13 protein-coding genes and 1 pseudogene are annotated in these 19,528 nt (G+C 44.7%); 13 read left to right on the top strand and 1 reads right to left on the bottom strand.

Annotated features, from left to right (window positions below):
* Nucleotides 1-3 precede the first annotated feature (3 nt).
* The 6 genes from DW996_RS10210 to DW996_RS10185 all read left to right on the top strand — a co-directional run bounded on the left by DW996_RS10210 (nucleotide 4) and on the right by DW996_RS10185 (nucleotide 7,916).
* Nucleotides 4-870: a mechanosensitive ion channel family protein gene (locus DW996_RS10210; RefSeq protein ID WP_199642641.1), complete on the top strand. Its 867-nt coding sequence runs from the start codon at nucleotides 4-6 to the stop codon at nucleotides 868-870.
* 50 nt (nucleotides 871-920) lie between these two features.
* Nucleotides 921-3,824 carry an insulinase family protein gene (locus DW996_RS10205; protein WP_118535634.1) on the top strand — a complete coding sequence of 968 codons (2,904 nt, stop codon included), beginning with the start codon at nucleotides 921-923 and terminating at the stop codon, nucleotides 3,822-3,824.
* A gap of 16 nt (nucleotides 3,825-3,840) precedes the next feature.
* The gene (era, locus tag DW996_RS10200; protein WP_118282132.1) at nucleotides 3,841-4,752 is read left to right on the top strand and encodes a GTPase Era; all 912 of its coding nucleotides are present in this window, start codon (nucleotides 3,841-3,843) and stop codon (nucleotides 4,750-4,752) included.
* A 163-nt stretch (nucleotides 4,753-4,915) separates the two neighbouring features.
* Nucleotides 4,916-5,644, top strand: coding sequence for a DNA repair protein RecO (recO, locus tag DW996_RS10195; protein WP_118282129.1), 729 nt, complete (start codon nucleotides 4,916-4,918; stop codon nucleotides 5,642-5,644).
* Between the two features lie 103 nt (nucleotides 5,645-5,747).
* Nucleotides 5,748-6,461, top strand: coding sequence for a hypothetical protein (locus DW996_RS10190; RefSeq protein WP_118282127.1), 714 nt, complete (start codon nucleotides 5,748-5,750; stop codon nucleotides 6,459-6,461).
* A gap of 57 nt (nucleotides 6,462-6,518) precedes the next feature.
* Nucleotides 6,519-7,916: a glycine--tRNA ligase gene (locus DW996_RS10185; RefSeq protein ID WP_118282124.1), complete on the top strand. Its 1,398-nt coding sequence runs from the start codon at nucleotides 6,519-6,521 to the stop codon at nucleotides 7,914-7,916.
* Nucleotides 7,917-7,971: 55 nt separating this feature from the next.
* Here the strand turns inward: DW996_RS10185 and DW996_RS10180 are convergent, their stop codons facing one another.
* On the bottom strand, nucleotides 7,972-9,072 hold the full coding sequence (locus DW996_RS10180) for a helix-turn-helix transcriptional regulator (protein WP_158575318.1): 1,101 nt from the start codon (nucleotides 9,070-9,072) through the stop codon (nucleotides 7,972-7,974).
* Nucleotides 9,073-9,371: 299 nt separating this feature from the next.
* Here DW996_RS10180 and DW996_RS10175 point away from each other — a divergent pair, with 299 nt between their 5' ends.
* The 7 genes and pseudogenes from DW996_RS10175 (at nucleotide 9,372) to DW996_RS10150 (ending at nucleotide 19,505) form a co-directional block, all read left to right on the top strand.
* Nucleotides 9,372-10,883, top strand: coding sequence for an MFS transporter (locus DW996_RS10175; protein WP_118535630.1), 1,512 nt, complete (start codon nucleotides 9,372-9,374; stop codon nucleotides 10,881-10,883).
* Between the two features lie 89 nt (nucleotides 10,884-10,972).
* Complete coding sequence (locus DW996_RS10170) at nucleotides 10,973-13,741, top strand: alpha-L-rhamnosidase (RefSeq protein ID WP_118535628.1); 2,769 nt, start codon at nucleotides 10,973-10,975, stop codon at nucleotides 13,739-13,741.
* A gap of 210 nt (nucleotides 13,742-13,951) precedes the next feature.
* Complete coding sequence (gene ppdK / locus DW996_RS10165) at nucleotides 13,952-16,588, top strand: pyruvate, phosphate dikinase (RefSeq protein ID WP_118535626.1); 2,637 nt, start codon at nucleotides 13,952-13,954, stop codon at nucleotides 16,586-16,588.
* A gap of 224 nt (nucleotides 16,589-16,812) precedes the next feature.
* Nucleotides 16,813-18,291, top strand: coding sequence for a family 43 glycosylhydrolase (locus tag DW996_RS10160; RefSeq protein WP_118535624.1), 1,479 nt, complete (start codon nucleotides 16,813-16,815; stop codon nucleotides 18,289-18,291).
* A 33-nt stretch (nucleotides 18,292-18,324) separates the two neighbouring features.
* Nucleotides 18,325-18,549, top strand: a complete 225-nt coding sequence (locus DW996_RS10155) for a hypothetical protein (protein WP_186854601.1) — start codon at nucleotides 18,325-18,327, stop codon at nucleotides 18,547-18,549.
* A gap of 280 nt (nucleotides 18,550-18,829) precedes the next feature.
* Nucleotides 18,830-19,150, top strand: a pseudogene (locus DW996_RS13030) (hypothetical protein); the annotation flags it as partial.
* Nucleotides 19,131-19,505 (top strand): TnpV protein, encoded by a 375-nt coding sequence (locus tag DW996_RS10150; protein ID WP_001129922.1) that lies wholly within the window; start codon nucleotides 19,131-19,133, stop codon nucleotides 19,503-19,505. The pseudogene DW996_RS13030 and the gene DW996_RS10150, both read left to right, overlap by 20 nt.
* Nucleotides 19,506-19,528 lie beyond the last annotated feature (23 nt).

Below are 19,528 nucleotides of genomic sequence, written 5' to 3'. Positions count from 1 at the left end.
AAAATGATTTTAATGTCACAGGTATTATCTGATAATCTGATTAAAAATTTGGACGAAGGCGTAATGAAAAGTTGGCTGCAATCGGTGCTTCCATCGGTACTGGGCTTTTTCTGGAGTGTGGTGCTGGCACTGCTTATCGCTTACATTGGTGGTAAGATCATCAATCTGGTGCGACGTATGTTCCAAAAGTCTTTGCATCGCCGGGATGCAGAAGAGGGGGTTTGCCAGTTCGCAGATCAGGTGCTCAAATATTTCCTGTGGATCGTAATTATCGTGATTATTTTGGGCTTGTTTGGACTTACAGCATCCTCGCTTGCAGCCGCAGTGGCATCTTTGGGTGTGACGGCAGGTCTTGCTTTACAGGGAAGTTTGTCGAACTTTGCGGGTGGTCTTTTGATTCTCGTTTTGCATCCTTTCCGCGTGGGAGATTATATCATTGAAGATACACATAAGAATGAGGGGACGGTCATTGAGATCAGTGTATTTTATACAAAATTGCGCACAATTGATAATAAGATCATTGTTATTCCAAACGGTACACTTGCCAATACGAGTCTAACCAATGCGACCAAGAGCGACCGCAGGCAGATGGATCTGGTCGTGCCGATTGGTTATGATGCCGACATCAAAAAGGCAAAGGATATCTTAATGGAACTGGTGGAGGCAGAAAATAGACGCCTGCCGGAGGATGTCAATGTCTTTGTCAAGGAATTGGGGGCAAGTTCCGTGGATCTGGGACTTCGATTCTGGGTGCCGACCGATCAATACTGGCCGGTGCGCTGGCAGTTGTTGGAAGACATCAAGATCCGCTTTGACGCGGAGAAAATCTCCATTCCATTCCAGCAGGTCGATGTCAATATCAAGCAATAGAGGTGGAATTTCCACACAAGATAGAAAAAGAGTATGGGAGGAAGACAAATATGCATAATGCGTATGAGTTGATCAAAGAAGAAAATCTGGGGGACTTAAATTCCAAGGGCTATGTGCTGCGCCACAAGAAAAGTGGGGCACATATCAGTTTGATTGAGAATGATGATGACAATAAGGTGTTCTACATTGCTTTTCGCACACCGCCAAAGGACTCTACCGGTGTAGCGCATATCATTGAACATACCGTGCTTTGCGGTTCTGACAAATATCCGCTCAAGGATCCTTTTGTAGAACTTGTCAAAGGTTCCATGAACACCTTTTTGAACGCCATGACTTACCCGGATAAGACCGTTTATCCGGTGGCAAGTTGCAACGATCAGGATTTTAAAAACCTGATGGATGTTTATATGGATGCTGTTTTTCATCCAAACATCTACCATGACCCGGAGATCTTTATGCAGGAGGGCTGGCATTATGAACTGGAAAGCCGAGAGGACGACCTGACCATCAATGGTGTTGTTTATAATGAAATGAAGGGGGCTTTTTCTTCCCCGGATGATGTGGTTAATCGCGAGATCTTAAATTCTTTGTTCCCGGATAATACCTACAGTGTGGAGTCGGGTGGAGATCCAAAGGTCATACCGGAACTGACCTACGAAGATTTTCTGGGATTTCATAAGAAATATTACCATCCATGCAATTCTTATATCTATCTGTATGGAAATATGGATATGGATGAGCGGCTGGATTATCTGGATCGTGAATATCTGTCGAAGTACGACAAGATCGAAGTGGATTCTGAGATCAAGAAGCAGGAACCTTTTACCCGCCCACGCGCGGTAGATAAGACTTATCCGATTTCTTCAGCAGAGGATGAAAGAGACGCAACCTATCTGGCATACACCTTTGTTATCAGTGATGCGCTGGACCAGGAATTATACCAGGCATTTGACGTTTTGGAGTATGCGCTTTTCAGTTCTCCGGGTGCGCCGGTGCGTACAGCACTTTTGGAAAAGGGGATCGGAAAAGATATCATCGGTTCTTTTGATACCGGTATGCTGCAGCCTATGTTTTCTGTTATGGCGCGCGGTGCCAACCCGGAAGATAAGCAGGCTTTTGTCGATGCCATTCAGGAAGTTTTATTGCATCAGGTAGTCGATGGTATTGATAAAAAGGCACTCCTCGCAGGTATCAATGCGTCACAGTTCCAGTTCCGCGAGGCAGACTTTGGCAGTTTTCCTAAGGGACTGATCTTTGGCTTGCAGTGCATGGATAGTTGGCTGTATGACGAGGATCAGCCGTTTGTCCATATGCATGGTATCGATGTCTTAGACGGACTTCGCAAAAAGGTGGATACCGGTTATTTTGAGAAATTGATCGAAACCTATCTGCTTGCCAATACCCATGCATCTGTTCTTATGGTTGAGCCAAAGAAGGGGCTGACCACAGAGGCAGAAGAAGAGTTAAAAAAGGAACTGGCAGAATATAAGGCAAGCCTTTCAGATGAGGCACTGGATGCTTTGGTCAAGCAGACCAAGAGCTTAAAAGAACATCAGCAGGAACCGTCCTCCAAGGAGGCTCTCGAGTGTCTGCCGATGTTAAAGAGAAGTGATCTGAAAAGGGAAGCACGTCCGCTCGACCTGATCGAAAAAGAAGTTGACGGTATCAAAGTCCTGCATCACAAAGTCTTTAGCAATGGCATCCATTATCTGAATCTGGTCTTTGATGTGACAGGTATTGGGCAGGAGGATTGGAAGTATCTGTCTCTTTTGAGCCGTATGCTCGGACTTGTGGATACCGAGAATTATTCTTATGCAGACCTTGCCAATGCAGTCAATATCTACACCGGTGGCATTGGGGCATCCTTGAATGTCTATGATCCGGCGGAGGGTAAGACCCACTTTATGTGTGAAGTGCGTGCCAAGTTCTTATATGGCGAGGTAGAAAATGCCATCAAACTTATCGAGGAGATCATTTTACATTCCGACTTTTCGGATGAGAACCGTATCCGCGAACTGGTGGCTGCCCAGCGTTCCCGTCTGGAAATGCGTATGAGCAGTGCGGGCAATGTACTTGCGGCGGGACGCGCTATGTCATGCTTCTCCGTGCCGGCACTCATCACGGATTCCATCAGTGGTATTGCCTATTATCAGTTTGTCAAGGATCTGGACGAACATTACGAGGAAAAGAAAGACGAGATCCGCAGCAAGTGTCAGGAACTGGTAAAGAAAGTCTTTACCAGGGATCATCTTTTGGTAAGTTCTACCGGAGACGATCAGGCACTTACCCAGGTAGAGACCTATCTGCCGGGCATTGCAGAGCATCTCTTTGCAGGCGGTAAAAAGGAAGCGGCACAGGAGATCAGACTGACTCGCAAAAAAGAGGGATTCAAGGATGCCTCTCAGGTGCAGTATGTATGCCGTGCCGGTAATTTTACCAAGGATGGCTATGAGTTTAACGGCGCACTCAATATTCTGCGCGTTGCCCTTTCCTATGACTATTTCTGGATCAATGTCCGTGTCAAGGGCGGCGCCTATGGCTGCCGCAGTGCCTTTGGAATGAATGGGGATACCTATTTTGTATCTTATCGTGATCCAAATCTGGAAAAGACCAATGAGATCTTTGCGCACACGGCAGACTATGTCCGGGATTTTGATGTGGATGAACGAGATATGACTAAATATATCATTGGTACGATCAGTGAGATGGATACGCCGCTGACACCGGCACAGCGCGGCACGAGAGCCCTGTCCTGCTATCTAAGGGATGTGACTTTTGCAGACTTGCAGCGCAACCGTGACCAGGTCTTGAATGCCACAGTAGAGGATATCCGTGCGCTGGCACCGCTGGTACAGGCAACCATGGATCAGGATTATTTCTGTGTTGTCGGAAATGAGGATACGCTGACGGCAGCCGCAGATATGTTTGACGAGTTATACAATTTATACGAATAAGAGTAAGGAGCATTACATGCAAGATAATTTTAAATCAGGTTTTGTCACCATTATCGGACGACCAAATGTTGGAAAGTCTACCCTTATGAACCATTTGATCGGACAGAAGATTGCGATCACTTCCAACAAGCCGCAGACGACCCGCAACCGCATCCAGACGGTTTATACGGATCCGGAACTGGGGCAGATTGTATTCTTAGATACGCCGGGCATCCATCAGGCATCCAATAAACTTGGCGAATATATGGTCAGTGTGGCAGAACACACGATGCAGGATGTGGATGTGATTCTCTGGCTGGTGGAGCCGTCTGATTATATCGGTGGCGGCGACAGACATATCGTAGAGCAGTTGCAAAAGACCAAAACCCCGGTTATCCTTGTGATCAACAAGATTGACACGGTAGACCATGATGCGGTCTTTGGCGTGATCGAGGCTTATCGCAAACTATATGATTTTGCTGAGATCGTGCCGCTTTCTGCCTTACGCGGAAAGAATTGCAATGTCCTTTTAGACCAGATCTTTAAGTATCTGCCTTACGGACCGGCATATTATGATGAGGACGTGGTAACAGACCAGCCTCAGCGTCAGATCGTAGCTGAGATCATCCGTGAGAAGGCGCTCCATGCACTTTCCGAGGAGGTGCCACACGGTATCGCGGTTTCCATCGATCAGATGAAATGGCGTTCGGGCAAGCATGGCATGTATGATATTGACGCAACCATCATATGTGAAAAAGACTCACACAAGGGCATCATCATCGGCAAAGGTGGGGCCATGTTAAAAAAGATCGGAAGCAATGCCAGATACGAGTGTGAAAAAATGCTGGATGCCAAGGTCAATCTCAAACTCTGGGTCAAGGTCAAGAAAGACTGGCGCGACAGTGATTATCTGATCAAAAATTTTGGTTATCGTAAGGACGAGATCTAATTCCATTTTTTATCTGGTATATCTTCTTTTTTGCTGGAGAATCTAAAGAATAGAGAAGCGAAAAAGAGGTGTGCGTCTATGGATGAATGGTGGGAGAGATTTATGGCAAGCGGCAAGGTAAGTGACTACCTTGCTTATTGTAAAATGGCGGAGGAAGAGTCCCATGGGATTCAATATTGTTCTGACAGGGATGGTTCTTTCGGCGATTCCTGTGGGAGAGTACGACAAGAGAATAACGATACTTACCAGGGAGCGCGGCAAGATCACAGCTTTTGCTAAAGGGGCACGTCGTTCCGGTAACCAACTTTTGGCGGCAGCCAATCCTTTTGCCTTTGGTCAGTTTGAGGTCTACCAGGGCAAGAGTACATATACCGCGGTGCGTGCGGACATCAAGAATTATTTCCGGGAACTGGCAGAAGATTTTGATATGGTCTGCTATGGTTACTATTTTCTGGAGATGGCGGAATACTATGCACAGGAAAATGCAGATGAAGTAGAACGCTTACGGCTTTTGTACCAGACACTTCGGGCGCTTGAGAGCCGTAAGTTTTCTTTTGCGCTGATCCGGGGCATCTACGAGTTAAAGACCTGGACGATCAATGGGGAATATCCTAATGTCTTTGAGTGCTTATCCTGTGGCAGCAAAGAGCATCTGGACTTCTTTTCCATGCGGCTGCGGGGCTGTGTCTGTGCGTCCTGCCAGGGCAAGACCGGTGGCAATCCGATAGACGGATCGACCCTTTATGCCATGCAGTATATCATTTCCACTTCTGTGGAAAAATTATACACCTTCCGTCTGACACCGGCGGTGGAGGCAGAGTTTCTGAATTTACTGCAATCCTATCGGAATCATTATGTGGGACATAAGTTTAAGAGCGAGGACTTTATCTGAGCCACAGGGACGTTCCTGTGGCACAAGGCGGTTGAAAAAATAATTGTGTCATAGTATAATAGTGCAGATTGTTAAGTGCTTCAAATAGGAGGACCATTGATACATGGAAAATAAGAAAAAGCATTCTGCCAAGGCAGCACAAAATGCGAGAGAAAATAAGATAAAGGCGAGAAACCAAAAGATCGTCCAGCACAGGATCGCGATCCTGATCGCCGTCATTATCCTTGTGATCGCTGCGATCGTTGCGGTTGTCAAGTTTAGCGGATGGTTTGATAAGATACCGGATCAAAGTACTCTTACGATCTCAGATGACGGCAAGGTGATCTGTGAAGAATTGACAGACTTTGCGGAGGATTACTCCCGAAGTGAGTTAAAGACTTACATGAAGGAAGAGATCAAAGAATACAACGATACCAATGGCAAAGACAGCGTCAAATTAGACAAAATAAAGTTTTACAGTGACCTTGCTCATGCCAAGACTACCTATGCATCTGCAGAGGATTACAGCAAGTTTACCGGCTATGGACTTTATACCGGTACGATCAAGTCGGCAGTCAAGCAGGGCTTTGATTTCTCAGATGCTTTTGTCAGTGTTACGGACGGAGAAAAGGGGACATCGGTTGATACTTTAGACATTACTTCCCAAAAGAAGTTAAAGGTGGCCATCATCAAAGAGAATATCAATGTCACGGTAGACGGCACCATCCTTTATGTTTCCGATGCCTGCACGACCATGGTGGATAAGAGTACCGTCTCAATCGAACAGCCGGATGGCAATGAAGATGCAACACAGTTGACCTATATTATTTATAAGTAGAGTGTTATACAGGAGATTGCCTGTACACAATAGAACAAGAAATGAGAGGATCAGATTATGGAAAAGACAATGGACAAGATTGTTGCTTTATGTAAAGCAAGAGGATTTGTATATCCGGGTTCTGAGATCTATGGAGGTCTTGCGAACAGTTGGGATTATGGAAATCTTGGTGTGGAACTGAAGAACAATATCAAAAAAGCATGGTGGCAGAAGTTCGTACAGGAAAGCCCGTACAATGTAGGTATTGACAGTGCGATCATCATGAATCCACAGACATGGGTGGCTTCCGGTCACTTGGGCGGATTTTCCGATCCTTTGATGGATTGTAGAGAGTGTCATGAGCGTTTCCGCGCAGACAAGATCATCGAAGATTTTGCGCAGGAAAATGATATTACCTTAGAGACATCCGTAGATGGATGGACGGCTGAGGAAATGATGGGATTTATCAAGGAACACAGTGTTCCATGTCCTACCTGCGGTAAGCATGATTTTACCGACATCCGTCAGTTCAACCTTATGTTCAAGTCTTTCATGGGTGTTACCGAAGATGCAAAGAATACCGTATATCTCCGACCGGAGACAGCACAGGGTATCTTTGTCAACTTTAAGAATGTGCAGCGTACTTCCAGAAAGAAGTTACCGTTTGGTATCGGTCAGATCGGTAAGTCTTTCCGTAACGAGATCACACCGGGTAACTTTATCTTCCGTACCAGAGAGTTTGAGCAGATGGAACTGGAGTTCTTCTGCGAGCCGGGAACCGATCTGGAATGGTTCCAGTATTGGAGAGGCTTCTGCCGCGACTGGTTACTTTCTCTTGGCATGAAAGAAGAAGAATTACGTCTGCGTGATCATGATCCTGCAGAACTTGCTTTCTACTCCAAAGGAACGACCGATATCGAGTTCTTATTCCCATTTGGATGGGGTGAACTCTGGGGTATCGCAGATCGTACCGATTATGATCTGACCCAGCATCAGAATACATCCGGTCAGGATCTGACCTACTTTGATGATAGCAAGGGCGAGCGTTATATCCCTTATGTTATCGAGCCTTCTCTTGGTGCAGACCGTGTGCTTTTGGCATTCCTTTGCGCTGCCTATGATGAGGAGAATATCGGAACAGAGGAGAAGCCGGATATGCGTACCGTACTGCATTTCCATCCGGCAATCGCACCGGTCAAGATCGGTGTGCTTCCGCTTTCCAAGAAGTTAAATGAGGGCGCTGAGAGCGTATATGCCCAGTTGTCCAAGAAGTACAACTGTGAATTTGATGACAGAGGAAACATCGGTAAGCGTTATCGTCGTCAGGACGAGATCGGAACACCATTCTGTGTTACTTACGATTTCGATTCTGAGGAAGATGGAGCCGTTACGGTTCGTGACCGTGACACCATGGAGCAGGAGCGTATCAAGATCGAGGATCTGGATGCATACTTCGCAAAGAAATTTGAATGGTAATTTGAACCATAATACAGCAAAAGGTCTTTCCCAAGAGGGAGAGACCTTTTTTGATCTATTTATGAGATTTTCGATAGTCCGTTGGTGTGCAGTTCATTACAGCCTTAAAATCACTACAAAAATGTGTGTAAGAAGAATAGTGAAGATACTCGGCGGCGTCGGCGATGGATATTTCGGATTCCAGCAGCATTCTGGCGGCATAGTGTATCTTGAGATCGCGGTAATACTGCTTTGGAGAAATGCCGACTTCTGTCTTGAAAAGGCGGTTCAGATAGTAGGGCTCATAGCCGGTCTGATCTGCCAACTGTGCAGTCGTTATACCGCTTGTGATGTTGTTTTTCAGATATGTCATGCATTTTCTTATCACAGGGCTGTATTGCTTTTTCTCGTCCATCGCATCTTGCACCAGTGCGCAGTAGGTCTGGTGAATGTCTTGGTGTAACTGGTTCATGCCAAGTGGCGAGTGCGTGTTTTCAATTTCCTCAATGAATGCTTCCTGTGTGCGGTAGGCAGTGGAGATCAGTACACCGGCTTCTATGGCTTTATGGCATTCTAAAGCGTTCAGGATGAGCAGTGAGTCCTTGCGGCTGCGGGAGGGTTCCACGACATTGGCATATTCGGTTGGTACGGATGCCAGACTTCCTTTTTTTACCATGTCATTTAATTCCGCAGCATATAGGCTGTCTTGACCCTGTGCAACCTCGCTCAACAGCAGGTTTTCAAAATGATAAATATTTTCGTAGACCACATCCCGGTCTTCTGCAACCGCAGTCGCTATGGGCAGAGAGTCTGTGTCGAGAAAGGAGGTATCCTGCATATGGTCAAAATCATTCATGGTTATGCGCTGGCCATTGACCAGATAATGCAGCATCATCCCATAGTGGGCAAACTGGCTGTATTTCATAACCGGGAGTTCTTTCATCTGGGCAATAAGTTTGTGTTTGCTGGAAAAAGACATACCCAAAGATTCATATTGGCGCAGGCAGTGTTCCATGGCTTTGTCGGAATAAGGACTGTAAAAAATGGGACCGAGCACATGTACGCGCATCAGTTTCCCATCTTTTTTTTCATAGATGGCTTCCCAGACAAAGCCGATGTAGGCTGCCAGAACAAAAGGCGTGTCATGGTTCTTCCCGTGGGAAAAAATCATTTCCATATATTCCTCAGTACTTAAAAAAGCACTAAAAATAGGACCTATGTTATCGTTTGATCGTATCATTCGCCGGTCTGCGTCGAAAGTAATAAGATGCAGTTGGGGAATGACCGAGAATAATGCGTAAATATCCATTGCCTTCTCATCTCCTTTTTTCTATCGTAACCATACTTTACTAAAAATAGAATAAAAAAGCAAATTTTAGTATTAAAGTATGTGCAAAAAGGTCATATGATAATGCCAGAAGATGTGTCAAATTGTGAAAAAGATACAGAAAAAAGACAACTCAAAGGAGGAGAACAATGGGGAATAAAAAGTTAAGCGCGGCAAGCGTGAGAGACGGTGTAGAATACCGCACCGCCAGTAAATTATCTATGGTACTTGGTGTCGCAACCAATGGTGGAGGTATGTGTTTTTATCTTTTGATGATGTACGCATCCTACATAGCCAATGCCGGTTATGGTATCGCAGTTGCGGTTGCCGGAATCATTATTACAGGAACACGTATTTTTGATGGTATCACAGATCCTTTGGTGGCATTTGTTTTTGACCGCATCAAGGCTGGAAAGCATGGAAAGATTCGACTCTTCCTGATCGCAGCTTGGTGTGTCATGGCACTGGCATGCTTCATGATGTATGACTGGATGAGTGGCAAGTACACAGGCGCAGCCGGTGTGGCTTGGTTCATCGGTATCTATGTGGTATATATCATTGGTTATACCATGATGAATATGTCTTCCGGTGCTGTCGGAAACCTGATCACCAACGATCCAACCCAGCGTCCTTTCATGAACCTGATCGGAACCATTTATTCATACTGTGTACCAATGGTATTTAACACCATTATTTCATTCGCAGTTTTACCAAAATATGACAATCAGTATAATGTAGCCTGTCTGCGTGAAGCATGTGTGTGGTATGTATTTGCAGCCCTTGTATTTATCTTACTGACATGCATCGGTCTGACACCATGTGACAAACCGGAAGTGTTAAACAGTGTGACTTTTGGTGATGATGGTAAGGAAAAGAAGATCGGATTTAAGGATATGTGGAATCTGCTCAAGGATAACAGAAATATGCAGATGTGGATCATTACTGGTGCTTCTGATAAACTGGCACAGACCACAGCCGGACAGTCTATCGTTATGACACTCTTAAGTGGTGTGCTGATCGCGAACTATCAGGCAGCAACTATGCTTGGTAATATCACGGCGATCATTGGTATTGCCTTTGCGACAATTGGCGGTATGTATGTTGCAAAATTCGGAGCTAAGAAAGCAACATCTGTCTGGTCATGGGCATGTATCGGCTTGTCTGTTGTGATGGTTGTATTCTGTACCATCTTAGGACCAACCGGTATGTCAAGCATTGGTAAGTTCGGTGTTCCAATGATCATTTATCTGGTTCTTAATGTTGGATTGACCGGTTTTAAGATGATCCTTTCTACAGCAAGTGGTGTTATGAGAGCTGATGTTTGTGATTATGAGTTTGAGCGTTCCGGCAATTTTATGCCGGGTACCGTAGGCGGTGTGTATTCCTTCCTCGATAAGATTATTTCTTCACTGGCATCAACCATTGCTGCTCTTATGGTATCTCTGATCGGATATAAGACCGTGATGCCACAGATGGGAGATAAGGCAACACCTGCAGTATTCTGGATGACCATGTTCTTAGCATTTGGACTGCCTGTCATTGGCTGGATCTTTAATGTTATTTCTATGAAGTACTATGATCTTGACAAAGAAAGAATGGTTGAAGTACAGAAGAACATTGTAGCCATGAAAGCAGAACAGGAAGCGAAGAAAGAAGCATAATTTAGCAATTTACAAAACCCTTCATTATAGAGACTTCGAGATTTGATTTCGAAGTCTCTTTTTCAAAAAGAGAGATGAGGAAGAAAAATATGAGAGTGTATGATGTGACAGTGGAATATCAGAAGGAACCGATTGGCATAGATGTCTGCCCACGTTTTTCCTGGAAACTGGAAAGTCAAGAGCAAAACACCTATCAGAAAGCCTATGAGATCAAGGTGACAAAAGCAGAAGAAGAGGTCTGGTCAAGCGGTAGGGTGGAAAACGGACAGTCCCTGTTTGTGACTTATGAAGGCAGTGCCTTGGAGGCCTTTAGCCATTATGATGTCAATATCTGTGTCTGGGACAACCATGGAAACGTTGCAGAAACGACTACTTTTTTTGAGACTGGACTGATGGCAGAGGACAATTGGGAAGGTGTATGGATCACTACGAAAGAGGAATTGCCGTCCGTTAAGACTTTCTCCAAAGAGGTCTGTCTGCAGAACGGGAAAAAACTGCGTCAGGCAAGAATCTATGCATCTGCACTTGGTGTCTATGATCTGGAAATTGACGGCAAAAAAATGGGGGATGCATATCTGGCTCCCGGCTGGACGTCTTATGGCAACCGCGTCCAATATCAGACTTACGATGTGACGGATGAGTTACAGGAGAAATCCCTAGTGTCTTTGGTTGTCGGCAATGGCTGGTATGCAGGCTACTTAAACGGCGAAGGGGAGCATCATCTCTATGGAAAAAAGACAGCCTGTATCGCCATGATCCGTATCACATACGAAGATGGTTCGGTGGACGTCATGGGAACCGATGCCTCATGGCTGGTATCAGAAAATGCGATCCGGTCGTCGGAAATCTATATGGGTGAGACACTGGATCTGACCTTGCCGTTATCCGAAAATTATGCCGGTGACAGTCAGGCAGTGCTTTTGGAAAAAGATGCGATTCCGAAACGTTTGCTTTCGCAAGAGGCAGAGCCTATCCGTATTACCAAACGTTTCCCGGTGGTTCAGAAGATTCTTACGCCAAAGGGTGAGTTGGTGTTTGATTTCGGTCAGAATATGGCAGGGTTGGTGGAAGTAGAATTACCGCCGCTTTCTCTGCTTACCGGTGAGAAGAAAGAAATCCGTATCACACACGGCGAAGCCCTGGACAAAGATGGCAATTTTTACAATGAAAATTATCGGACAGCAAGATCAGAGGACCTTTACCGATATGGTGAGGGAGATGTCGGGAAAAAAGTCATGCCACATTTTACCTATCACGGTTTCCGTTATATTTGCGTTGAGGGTGTAGATAGCAGTGTGGATCCCAAGTATTTTACGGCCTGCGCCATGCATAGTGATATGCACAAAGCGGGGACGATGACAACATCAAACCGTCTGGTCAACCGCCTGATCCAAAATATCGAATGGGGGCAGAGAAGCAACTTTTTTGATATTCCGACCGATTGCCCGCAAAGGGATGAACGACTGGGCTGGACCGGGGATGCCATGATCTTCAGCAAGACCGCCATGCAGAATTTTAATGCGGGACTTTTTTTCAAAAAATGGCTGCGTGATGTGGCATTGGAATCGGATGCAAAAACAGGCATTCCGCAGATCGTACCCAATGTGGTAAAGGGCAGTATGGGAACCTCCATCTGGAGTGACTGTGCTACCGTAATCCCATGGAATCTTTATATGACCTATGGGGATACCGGTGTGCTTGCCGATCAATATGAGAATATGCGCCTCTGGGTGGATTGGATCTTTGGACAGTGTCGGGGTGAAGTCCTATGGATGCATGGTTTCCAAAGAGGTGACTGGCTGGCCCTGGACAGTGATGAAAGCCTGCATCTGATGTCGGGAGGTACGGATAAGAATCTGGTGGCAAATGTCTTTTATGCATATTCGACCAAGATTGTGTGCGATACGGCACATATACTTGGAAAAGAGGAGGATGCAAAGATATACGATGGACGCTATCAGGCTATCGCGGATGCCATCTTAAGAGAGTATGTAACAGCAACCGGACGCTTGGTTTCAGAGACACAGACAGCCTGTGCCCTGCTCCTTTATTTTGATTTGGTCGCGGGAGCAAAAAAGGAGCGCATTATACAGACGCTGGAGAAAAACCTCAAACAGCATAAAAACAAGTTGACGACAGGCTTTGTCGGAACGGCATATCTGTGCCATGCTCTTTCTGAAAATGGACTTCATGATCTGGCGGCGGAACTTCTTTTAAATGAGGATTACCCGGGCTGGCTCTATGCAGTGAAGATGGGGGCAACGACGATCTGGGAACGCTGGAATTCTATTTTGCCGGATGGAACTTTTGATACATCGGGCATGAATTCTTTGAATCATTATACGTATGGTTCCATAGGAGATTGGCTTTATCGGAAAGTCGCCGGGATTACGCCGACCTCAGCAGGCTATGCGTCTTTTGATATTAGACCTTATCTGACCAAAGGATTGGAAGAAGTGCAAGCCTCACTGGAGACCATGTATGGCAGTATCTGTGTCTATACAATCTGCAAGGATGGACAGATTCAGGTTGATGTAAAGGTGCCGGTAAATACGACCGCTACACTTTATCTGCCGGAAAGGGAAGATGCACTGGTGCTTGGCTCCGGCCAATATCATTATGTATATGATACAAATACGGTGCTTATCGCGGGAAGATACAACATGAACACAAAATTCCGGGATATGGTCAAAGATCCGGCAGCGAAAGCCATTCTGGATGCAGCCCTTCCGGGTATGTTGGATGGACCTATGGCATCCTTTATCCTGAATCAGTCGCCAAACGAGATGCTTGCCTATGATGCGGGTAAAAAGGATATGTTTGAGCAGATCATAGGACAATTGAACCAGTCTGTTTAAAGTTTTTATGGAAAAGTGATAAGAAAGAAAAGATGCCGATAAAAATACTTGGATAAATTTGTCAGAATAAAACGGATTTGATATTGAATAAATTGGAAATTATGCTAAAATCAATTATGTGCGGCTTAGCACATGGAGTGGTGTGTTCCATATGCATTCAGATACGAATGAGTTGAAGGACACAAAGTATTTTTTAGGAGGAAATTGAAAATGGCAAACAAATGGGTCTACATGTTTAGTGAAGGCGACATGACCATGCGTAATCTTCTTGGTGGTAAAGGTGCTAACCTTGCAGAGATGACTGATATCGGTCTTCCGGTACCACAGGGATTCACAATCACAACGGAGGCTTGTACTCAGTATTATGAGGACGGACGCAAGATCAACGACGAGATCATGGCACAGGCTATGGAAGGCGTTAAGAAAATGGAGGAGATCAACGGAAAGAAATTCGGCGATCTGAAGAACCCTCTTCTTGTTTCCGTTCGTTCCGGTGCTAGAGCATCTATGCCTGGTATGATGGATACAATTCTTAACTTAGGACTGAATGATGAGGTAGTAGCAGCAATGATCGCTGGTAACCCTGATCCGAAGTTCGAGCGTTTCGTATATGACTCTTACAGACGTTTCATCCAGATGTTCTCAGACGTTGTTATGGAAGTTGGTAAGAAGTATTTCGAGCAGTTGATCGACAAGATGAAGGAAGAAAGAGGCGTTCAGTATGACGTTGAACTTACCGCTGCTGACCTCAAGGAATTAGCAGAGCAGTTCAAGGCTGAGTACAAGAACCAGTTAGGACAGGACTTCCCTTCCGATCCTGTAGAGCAGTTGAAGTTAGCAATCGAGGCTGTATTCCGTTCTTGGGACAACCCACGTGCAAACGTATATCGTCGTGACAACGACATCCCTTATTCTTGGGGAACAGCAGTTAACGTAATGCCAATGGTATTCGGTAACTTAAATGATGAGTCCGGTACAGGTGTTGCATTTACCCGTGATCCTGCTACAGGTGAGAAGAAGTTGATGGGTGAGTTCCTGATCAATGCTCAGGGCGAGGACGTAGTTGCCGGTGTTCGTACACCAATGCCGATCGCTCAGATGGAGCAGGAATTCCCAGAAGCATATGCAGAGTTCATTCAGGTATGTGAGACTCTTGAGAATCACTACCATGACATGCAGGATATGGAATTTACCGTAGAAAACAAGAAATTATACATGCTGCAGTGCCGTAATGGTAAGAGAACAGCTCCAGCTGCTCTTAAGATCGCATGTGATCTTGTTGATGAAGGACATAAGACAGAAGAAGAAGCAGTAGCAATGATCGATCCTCGTAACCTTGATACACTTCTTCATCCACAGTTTGATGCAGCAGCACTTAAGGCTGCAACACCACTTGGAAAGGGCTTAGGAGCATCTCCTGGAGCAGCTTGTGGTAAGATCGTCTTTACAGCAGAAGATGCTGAGGCTTGGAACGAGCGTGGCGAGAAGGTCGTACTTGTTCGTCTTGAGACTTCTCCAGAGGATATCACAGGTATGAAGGCTTCTCAGGGTATCCTGACTGTTCGTGGTGGTATGACATCACATGCAGCAGTAGTAGCCCGTGGTATGGGAACCTGCTGTGTATCCGGTTGTGGCGATATCGCTATGGACGAGGAGAACAAGAAGTTCACACTTGCAGGCAAGGAATTCCACGAAGGAGATTACATCTCTATCGATGGTACAACAGGAAATATCTACGATGGCGAGATCAAGACAGTTGATGCAACCATCGCTGGTGAGTTCGGTCGTGTAATGGCTTGGGCTGACAAGTATAGAAAGTTAAAGGTTCGTACAAATGCAGATACTCCTGCAGATGCTAAGAAGGCACGCGAACTTGGAGCAGAAGGCATCGGACTCTGCCGTACAGAGCATATGTTCTTTGAAGAAGACAGAATTGCAGCATTCCGTGAGATGATCTGTTCTGATACTGTAGAAGAAAGAGAAGCAGCACTTGAGAAGATCCTTCCATATCAGCAGGGAGATTTCAAGGCTCTTTACGAAGCCCTGGAAGGATGCCCGGTTACCATTCGTTTCTTGGATCCACCTCTTCATGAGTTCGTTCCTACAGAAGAAGCAGACATCAAGAAGTTAGCAGATGCTCAGGGCAAGACTGTAGAGCAGATCAAGACAATCATCGATGGACTCCATGAGTTCAACCCAATGATGGGTCACAGAGGATGCCGTCTTGCTGTTACTTATCCTGAAATCGCCAAGATGCAGACAAAGGCTGTTATCCGTGCAGCAATCGAAGTTCAGAAAGAGCATGCTGACTGGAACATTAAGCCTGAGATCATGATCCCACTTGTATGTGAAGTGGAAGAATTGAAGTATGTTAAGAAAGTCGTTGTTGAGACAGCAGACGCTGAAATTGCAGCAGCAGGCGTCACATTAGAATACGAAGTTGGTACTATGATTGAGATCCCAAGAGCAGCACTTACTGCTGACGAGATCGCTAAGGAAGCAGACTTCTTCTGCTTTGGTACAAACGATCTGACACAGATGACATTTGGATTCTCTCGTGATGATGCCGGTAAGTTCTTAGATGCTTACTATGACAAGAAGATCTTTGAGAACGATCCATTTGCTAAGTTAGACCAGACAGGTGTTGGTAAGTTGATGGAGACTGCTATCAAACTTGGTAAGCCAGTCAACCCGGCACTTCATGTTGGTATCTGTGGAGAGCATGGTGGAGATCCTTCTTCCGTTGAGTTCTGCCACAAGATCGGTCTTGACTATGTATCTTGCTCACCATTCCGTGTACCTATTGCACGTTTGGCAGCAGCACAGGCAGCAATCGCTAATAAGTAATTTAAAATTCAAATTCAAATTCAAATAAGGATTTTGAGAGTCAGCCCTGCACTCAATGCAGGGCTGTTTTTTTATACAGAAATGATTGATACGATATGCAAATTAGGATATACTAGGACTATGACGAAGGAGAGTAATATGCAGGTATTACAGGAGACCATCAGCAGATGTAAGAAATCACTACAGTGAAATTTCAAGACAGTGATACAAGAAGGAGAACAAACATGAAACAACAAGCATTTAATCCATATTTACCAAGTTATGAATATGTGCCGGATGGAGAACCACATGTCTTTGGGGACAGATTATATATTTATGGTTCTCATGACAAGTTTAATGGCAAAAGATTTTGTGAAAATGACTATGTGGCATGGTCAACTCCAGTTGATAATTTGGCTGATTGGAGATATGAAGGAGTTATATATAAAAAGACGCAGGATATTGACAATGCAAATGGAGATAAGGTGATGTATGCTCCGGATGTGGCAAGAGGAGTAGATGGAAAATATTATCTCTACTATGGTCTTGAAAACGACAACAAAATTGGTGTGGCTGTGTGTGATAGCCCGGCTGGAGAATATCATTTTTTAGGTTGTGTGCAGGATAAAAATGGTGAATACTGGGGGAGAAGACCGCAGGATTTTATGCCGTTTGATCCGGGTATTCTTGTAGACAATGGCAGAGTATATCTTTACGCAGGTCAGGGACCTATGATGGAAAAAATGGCCAAGAGTGAGTATAAGCGACATTTCAGAGATAGTTCTTATTTTGTGGAACTTGAGACCGATATGCTTACGATGAAACAAGAACCGGTTAGATTATTACCAAATATAATGGATTCTGCAGGCACGGGCTTTGAGAACCATGAGTTTTTTGAGGCAAATTCCATTAGAAAATTTGACGATAAATACTATTTTATTTATTCATCCGTGCAGAGTCACGAGTTGTGTTGGGCTGTATCTGACAGACCAGATGGAGATTTTACTTATGGTGGTGTGTTAACTTCTAATGGTGATGTGGGTCCTCTTGGCTTTACATCTACAAAAAGTTATGCTAAGCCATTGGGATACGAAGCCAAGAATTACATTGGAAATAATCATGGTAGTGTAGAAAAGATAAAGGACAGGTATTATGTTTTTGGACATAGACATACTGCCAGAAATATGTTTTCCAGACAGGGGTATGCAGAGGAGATAAAGTTTAAAAACGGAAAATTTGAATATGCCGAACTTACAAGTTGCGGTCTTAATGACGGCCCTCTGATGGGAGTTGGTGAATATGAGGCAAGGATAGCCTGTCATTTGTATTCAAAGAAAGGTCCGACTTGGTCTGCTCATAAACTGGTCCAAAACAAAGAGCATCCAGCCTTTATGCAAGACGGATTAGATCGCGAGGACAATCCAAACCAATACATTCAGAATATGAAAGATGGTGCTGTTGCTGGATTTCGGTATTTTGATTTTGAAAGCTATGAGCCGGATTCGATTTCTGTAAAGATTCGTGGAAAGGCTAATGGGTATTTCTACATATACGATGACGCTGACAAGAAAAATATACTAGGAAAGATCGCTATAGTTGTGAATGACAAGAAGAATTTTTGCTGTGTAAAAGACTCTTTAACTGTTCCAAAAAAGAATAGTGCACTTTACTTTGAATACAAGGGTAAGGGATATCTAGATTTTTATAGTTTTGAACTAAAATAAATGTTCATACATATCACTAAGGAGCCGAACGTAATGGCGCAAGGAATGTCTTGGATCAAAACGAATATGAGACTTGCGATGAATACATCGGATGAAACCATTGCGGAACTTATGACGGACGGATGTAATATGGGAGTGAAGTCTTTGAGTCGGTATTTAAATCAGTATAAGGCAGCGGATGATAGGGCAAAGGCAATCACGAAGAAATTGATCAATTTGGAAACTGATTTGTGTAGTGATTTAAGAGTATATTTATAGCAAAGAGTGTGCGGTAAAGCACACTTTTTCTATATACAGAAATGATATATAAGATATGCAAATTAGAATATAATGTGACTATGAAGAAAGAGAGGTATTGTAAGAACTGATAGAGTGGCACCGATTAGTGGAACATTTGATGATTTAAGACAGATGCTGCGGGAGGGATAGGATTTGAAATATAAGGTCATTCGAACAGATACTGCAGATGCCTCGAGCATAAAGTACTTGGCAGAGTCCTGAAATTCTGTTTATAATATAGGAACATATGCAGTGCCGTAATGGTACTTTCAATGTTTATGACGATATGAGGGAGCAGCTGATAGCCCGTGATATTCCTGCGGAGCAGATACGCTTTATTCATGAAGCGACCACCGATGCACAGAAAAAAGAGTTGTTCGGCAAGGTCAGAAGCGGCGAAGTCCGTGTGCTGTTCGGCTCTACTCCTAAGATGGGAGCAGGTACGAATGTGCAGGACAGGCTCATAGCAATCCATAACCTTGATTGTCCGTGGCGTCCTTCCGATGTAGGACGGATTTTGCGGACATTCAAAATAAAAAAGAATGTGGAGGTAACAGACAATGGCAAAATCATTATTTGAGGAACTGGGCGGCAAATACGAAAGGCAAGGGGATTATTTGATACCGTGCTTAACTGTACCCGCCGAAGAAGAACAGGCAATAGGCATCTGGGGGCAACGGCATTTAGATTATCTAAAACAGTACCGTAAAGTTACATACACCAATCTTCTTACAAGCGGCAGGCTAAACGCCTACCTTGCCGACATCAACAGACAGGCACAGGAACGCTTTGAAAGGCTCATAGAGGGTATGAAACAGGCACAGGGCATAACGGAACAGCTAAAGGCAGAAAACGCCTTAGAATGGACAGGATGCCTCAATAACATAAGGGCTTGTGCGAGGGAGATTGTGGAAAAGGAAATTATTTTTGCATAAACAGATGATTAGTGGCAGGGGGA

It is taken from the genome of Roseburia sp. AM51-8, assembly GCF_003478275.1.
Taxonomy (GTDB): domain Bacteria; phylum Bacillota; class Clostridia; order Lachnospirales; family Lachnospiraceae; genus Pararoseburia; species Pararoseburia lenta.
This window is presented reverse-complemented; position numbering and strand designations above follow the sequence as displayed.

What these genes read in the sequence shown, in the direction of transcription:
- DW996_RS10210 (WP_199642641.1), top strand. Translation starts at nt 4, where the DNA reads ATGATTTTAATGTCACAGGTATTATCTGATAATCTGATTAAAAATTTG.
- DW996_RS10205 (WP_118535634.1), top strand. Translation starts at nt 921, where the DNA reads ATGCATAATGCGTATGAGTTGATCAAAGAAGAAAATCTGGGGGACTTA.
- era (WP_118282132.1), top strand. Translation starts at nt 3,841, where the DNA reads ATGCAAGATAATTTTAAATCAGGTTTTGTCACCATTATCGGACGACCA.
- recO (WP_118282129.1), top strand. Translation starts at nt 4,916, where the DNA reads ATGGGATTCAATATTGTTCTGACAGGGATGGTTCTTTCGGCGATTCCT.
- DW996_RS10190 (WP_118282127.1), top strand. Translation starts at nt 5,748, where the DNA reads ATGGAAAATAAGAAAAAGCATTCTGCCAAGGCAGCACAAAATGCGAGA.
- DW996_RS10185 (WP_118282124.1), top strand. Translation starts at nt 6,519, where the DNA reads ATGGAAAAGACAATGGACAAGATTGTTGCTTTATGTAAAGCAAGAGGA.
- DW996_RS10180 (WP_158575318.1), bottom strand. Translation starts at nt 9,072, where the DNA reads ATGGAAATGATTTTTTCCCACGGGAAGAACCATGACACGCCTTTTGTT.
- DW996_RS10175 (WP_118535630.1), top strand. Translation starts at nt 9,372, where the DNA reads ATGGGGAATAAAAAGTTAAGCGCGGCAAGCGTGAGAGACGGTGTAGAA.
- DW996_RS10170 (WP_118535628.1), top strand. Translation starts at nt 10,973, where the DNA reads ATGAGAGTGTATGATGTGACAGTGGAATATCAGAAGGAACCGATTGGC.
- ppdK (WP_118535626.1), top strand. Translation starts at nt 13,952, where the DNA reads ATGGCAAACAAATGGGTCTACATGTTTAGTGAAGGCGACATGACCATG.
- DW996_RS10160 (WP_118535624.1), top strand. Translation starts at nt 16,813, where the DNA reads ATGAAACAACAAGCATTTAATCCATATTTACCAAGTTATGAATATGTG.
- DW996_RS10155 (WP_186854601.1), top strand. Translation starts at nt 18,325, where the DNA reads ATGGCGCAAGGAATGTCTTGGATCAAAACGAATATGAGACTTGCGATG.
- DW996_RS10150 (WP_001129922.1), top strand. Translation starts at nt 19,131, where the DNA reads ATGGCAAAATCATTATTTGAGGAACTGGGCGGCAAATACGAAAGGCAA.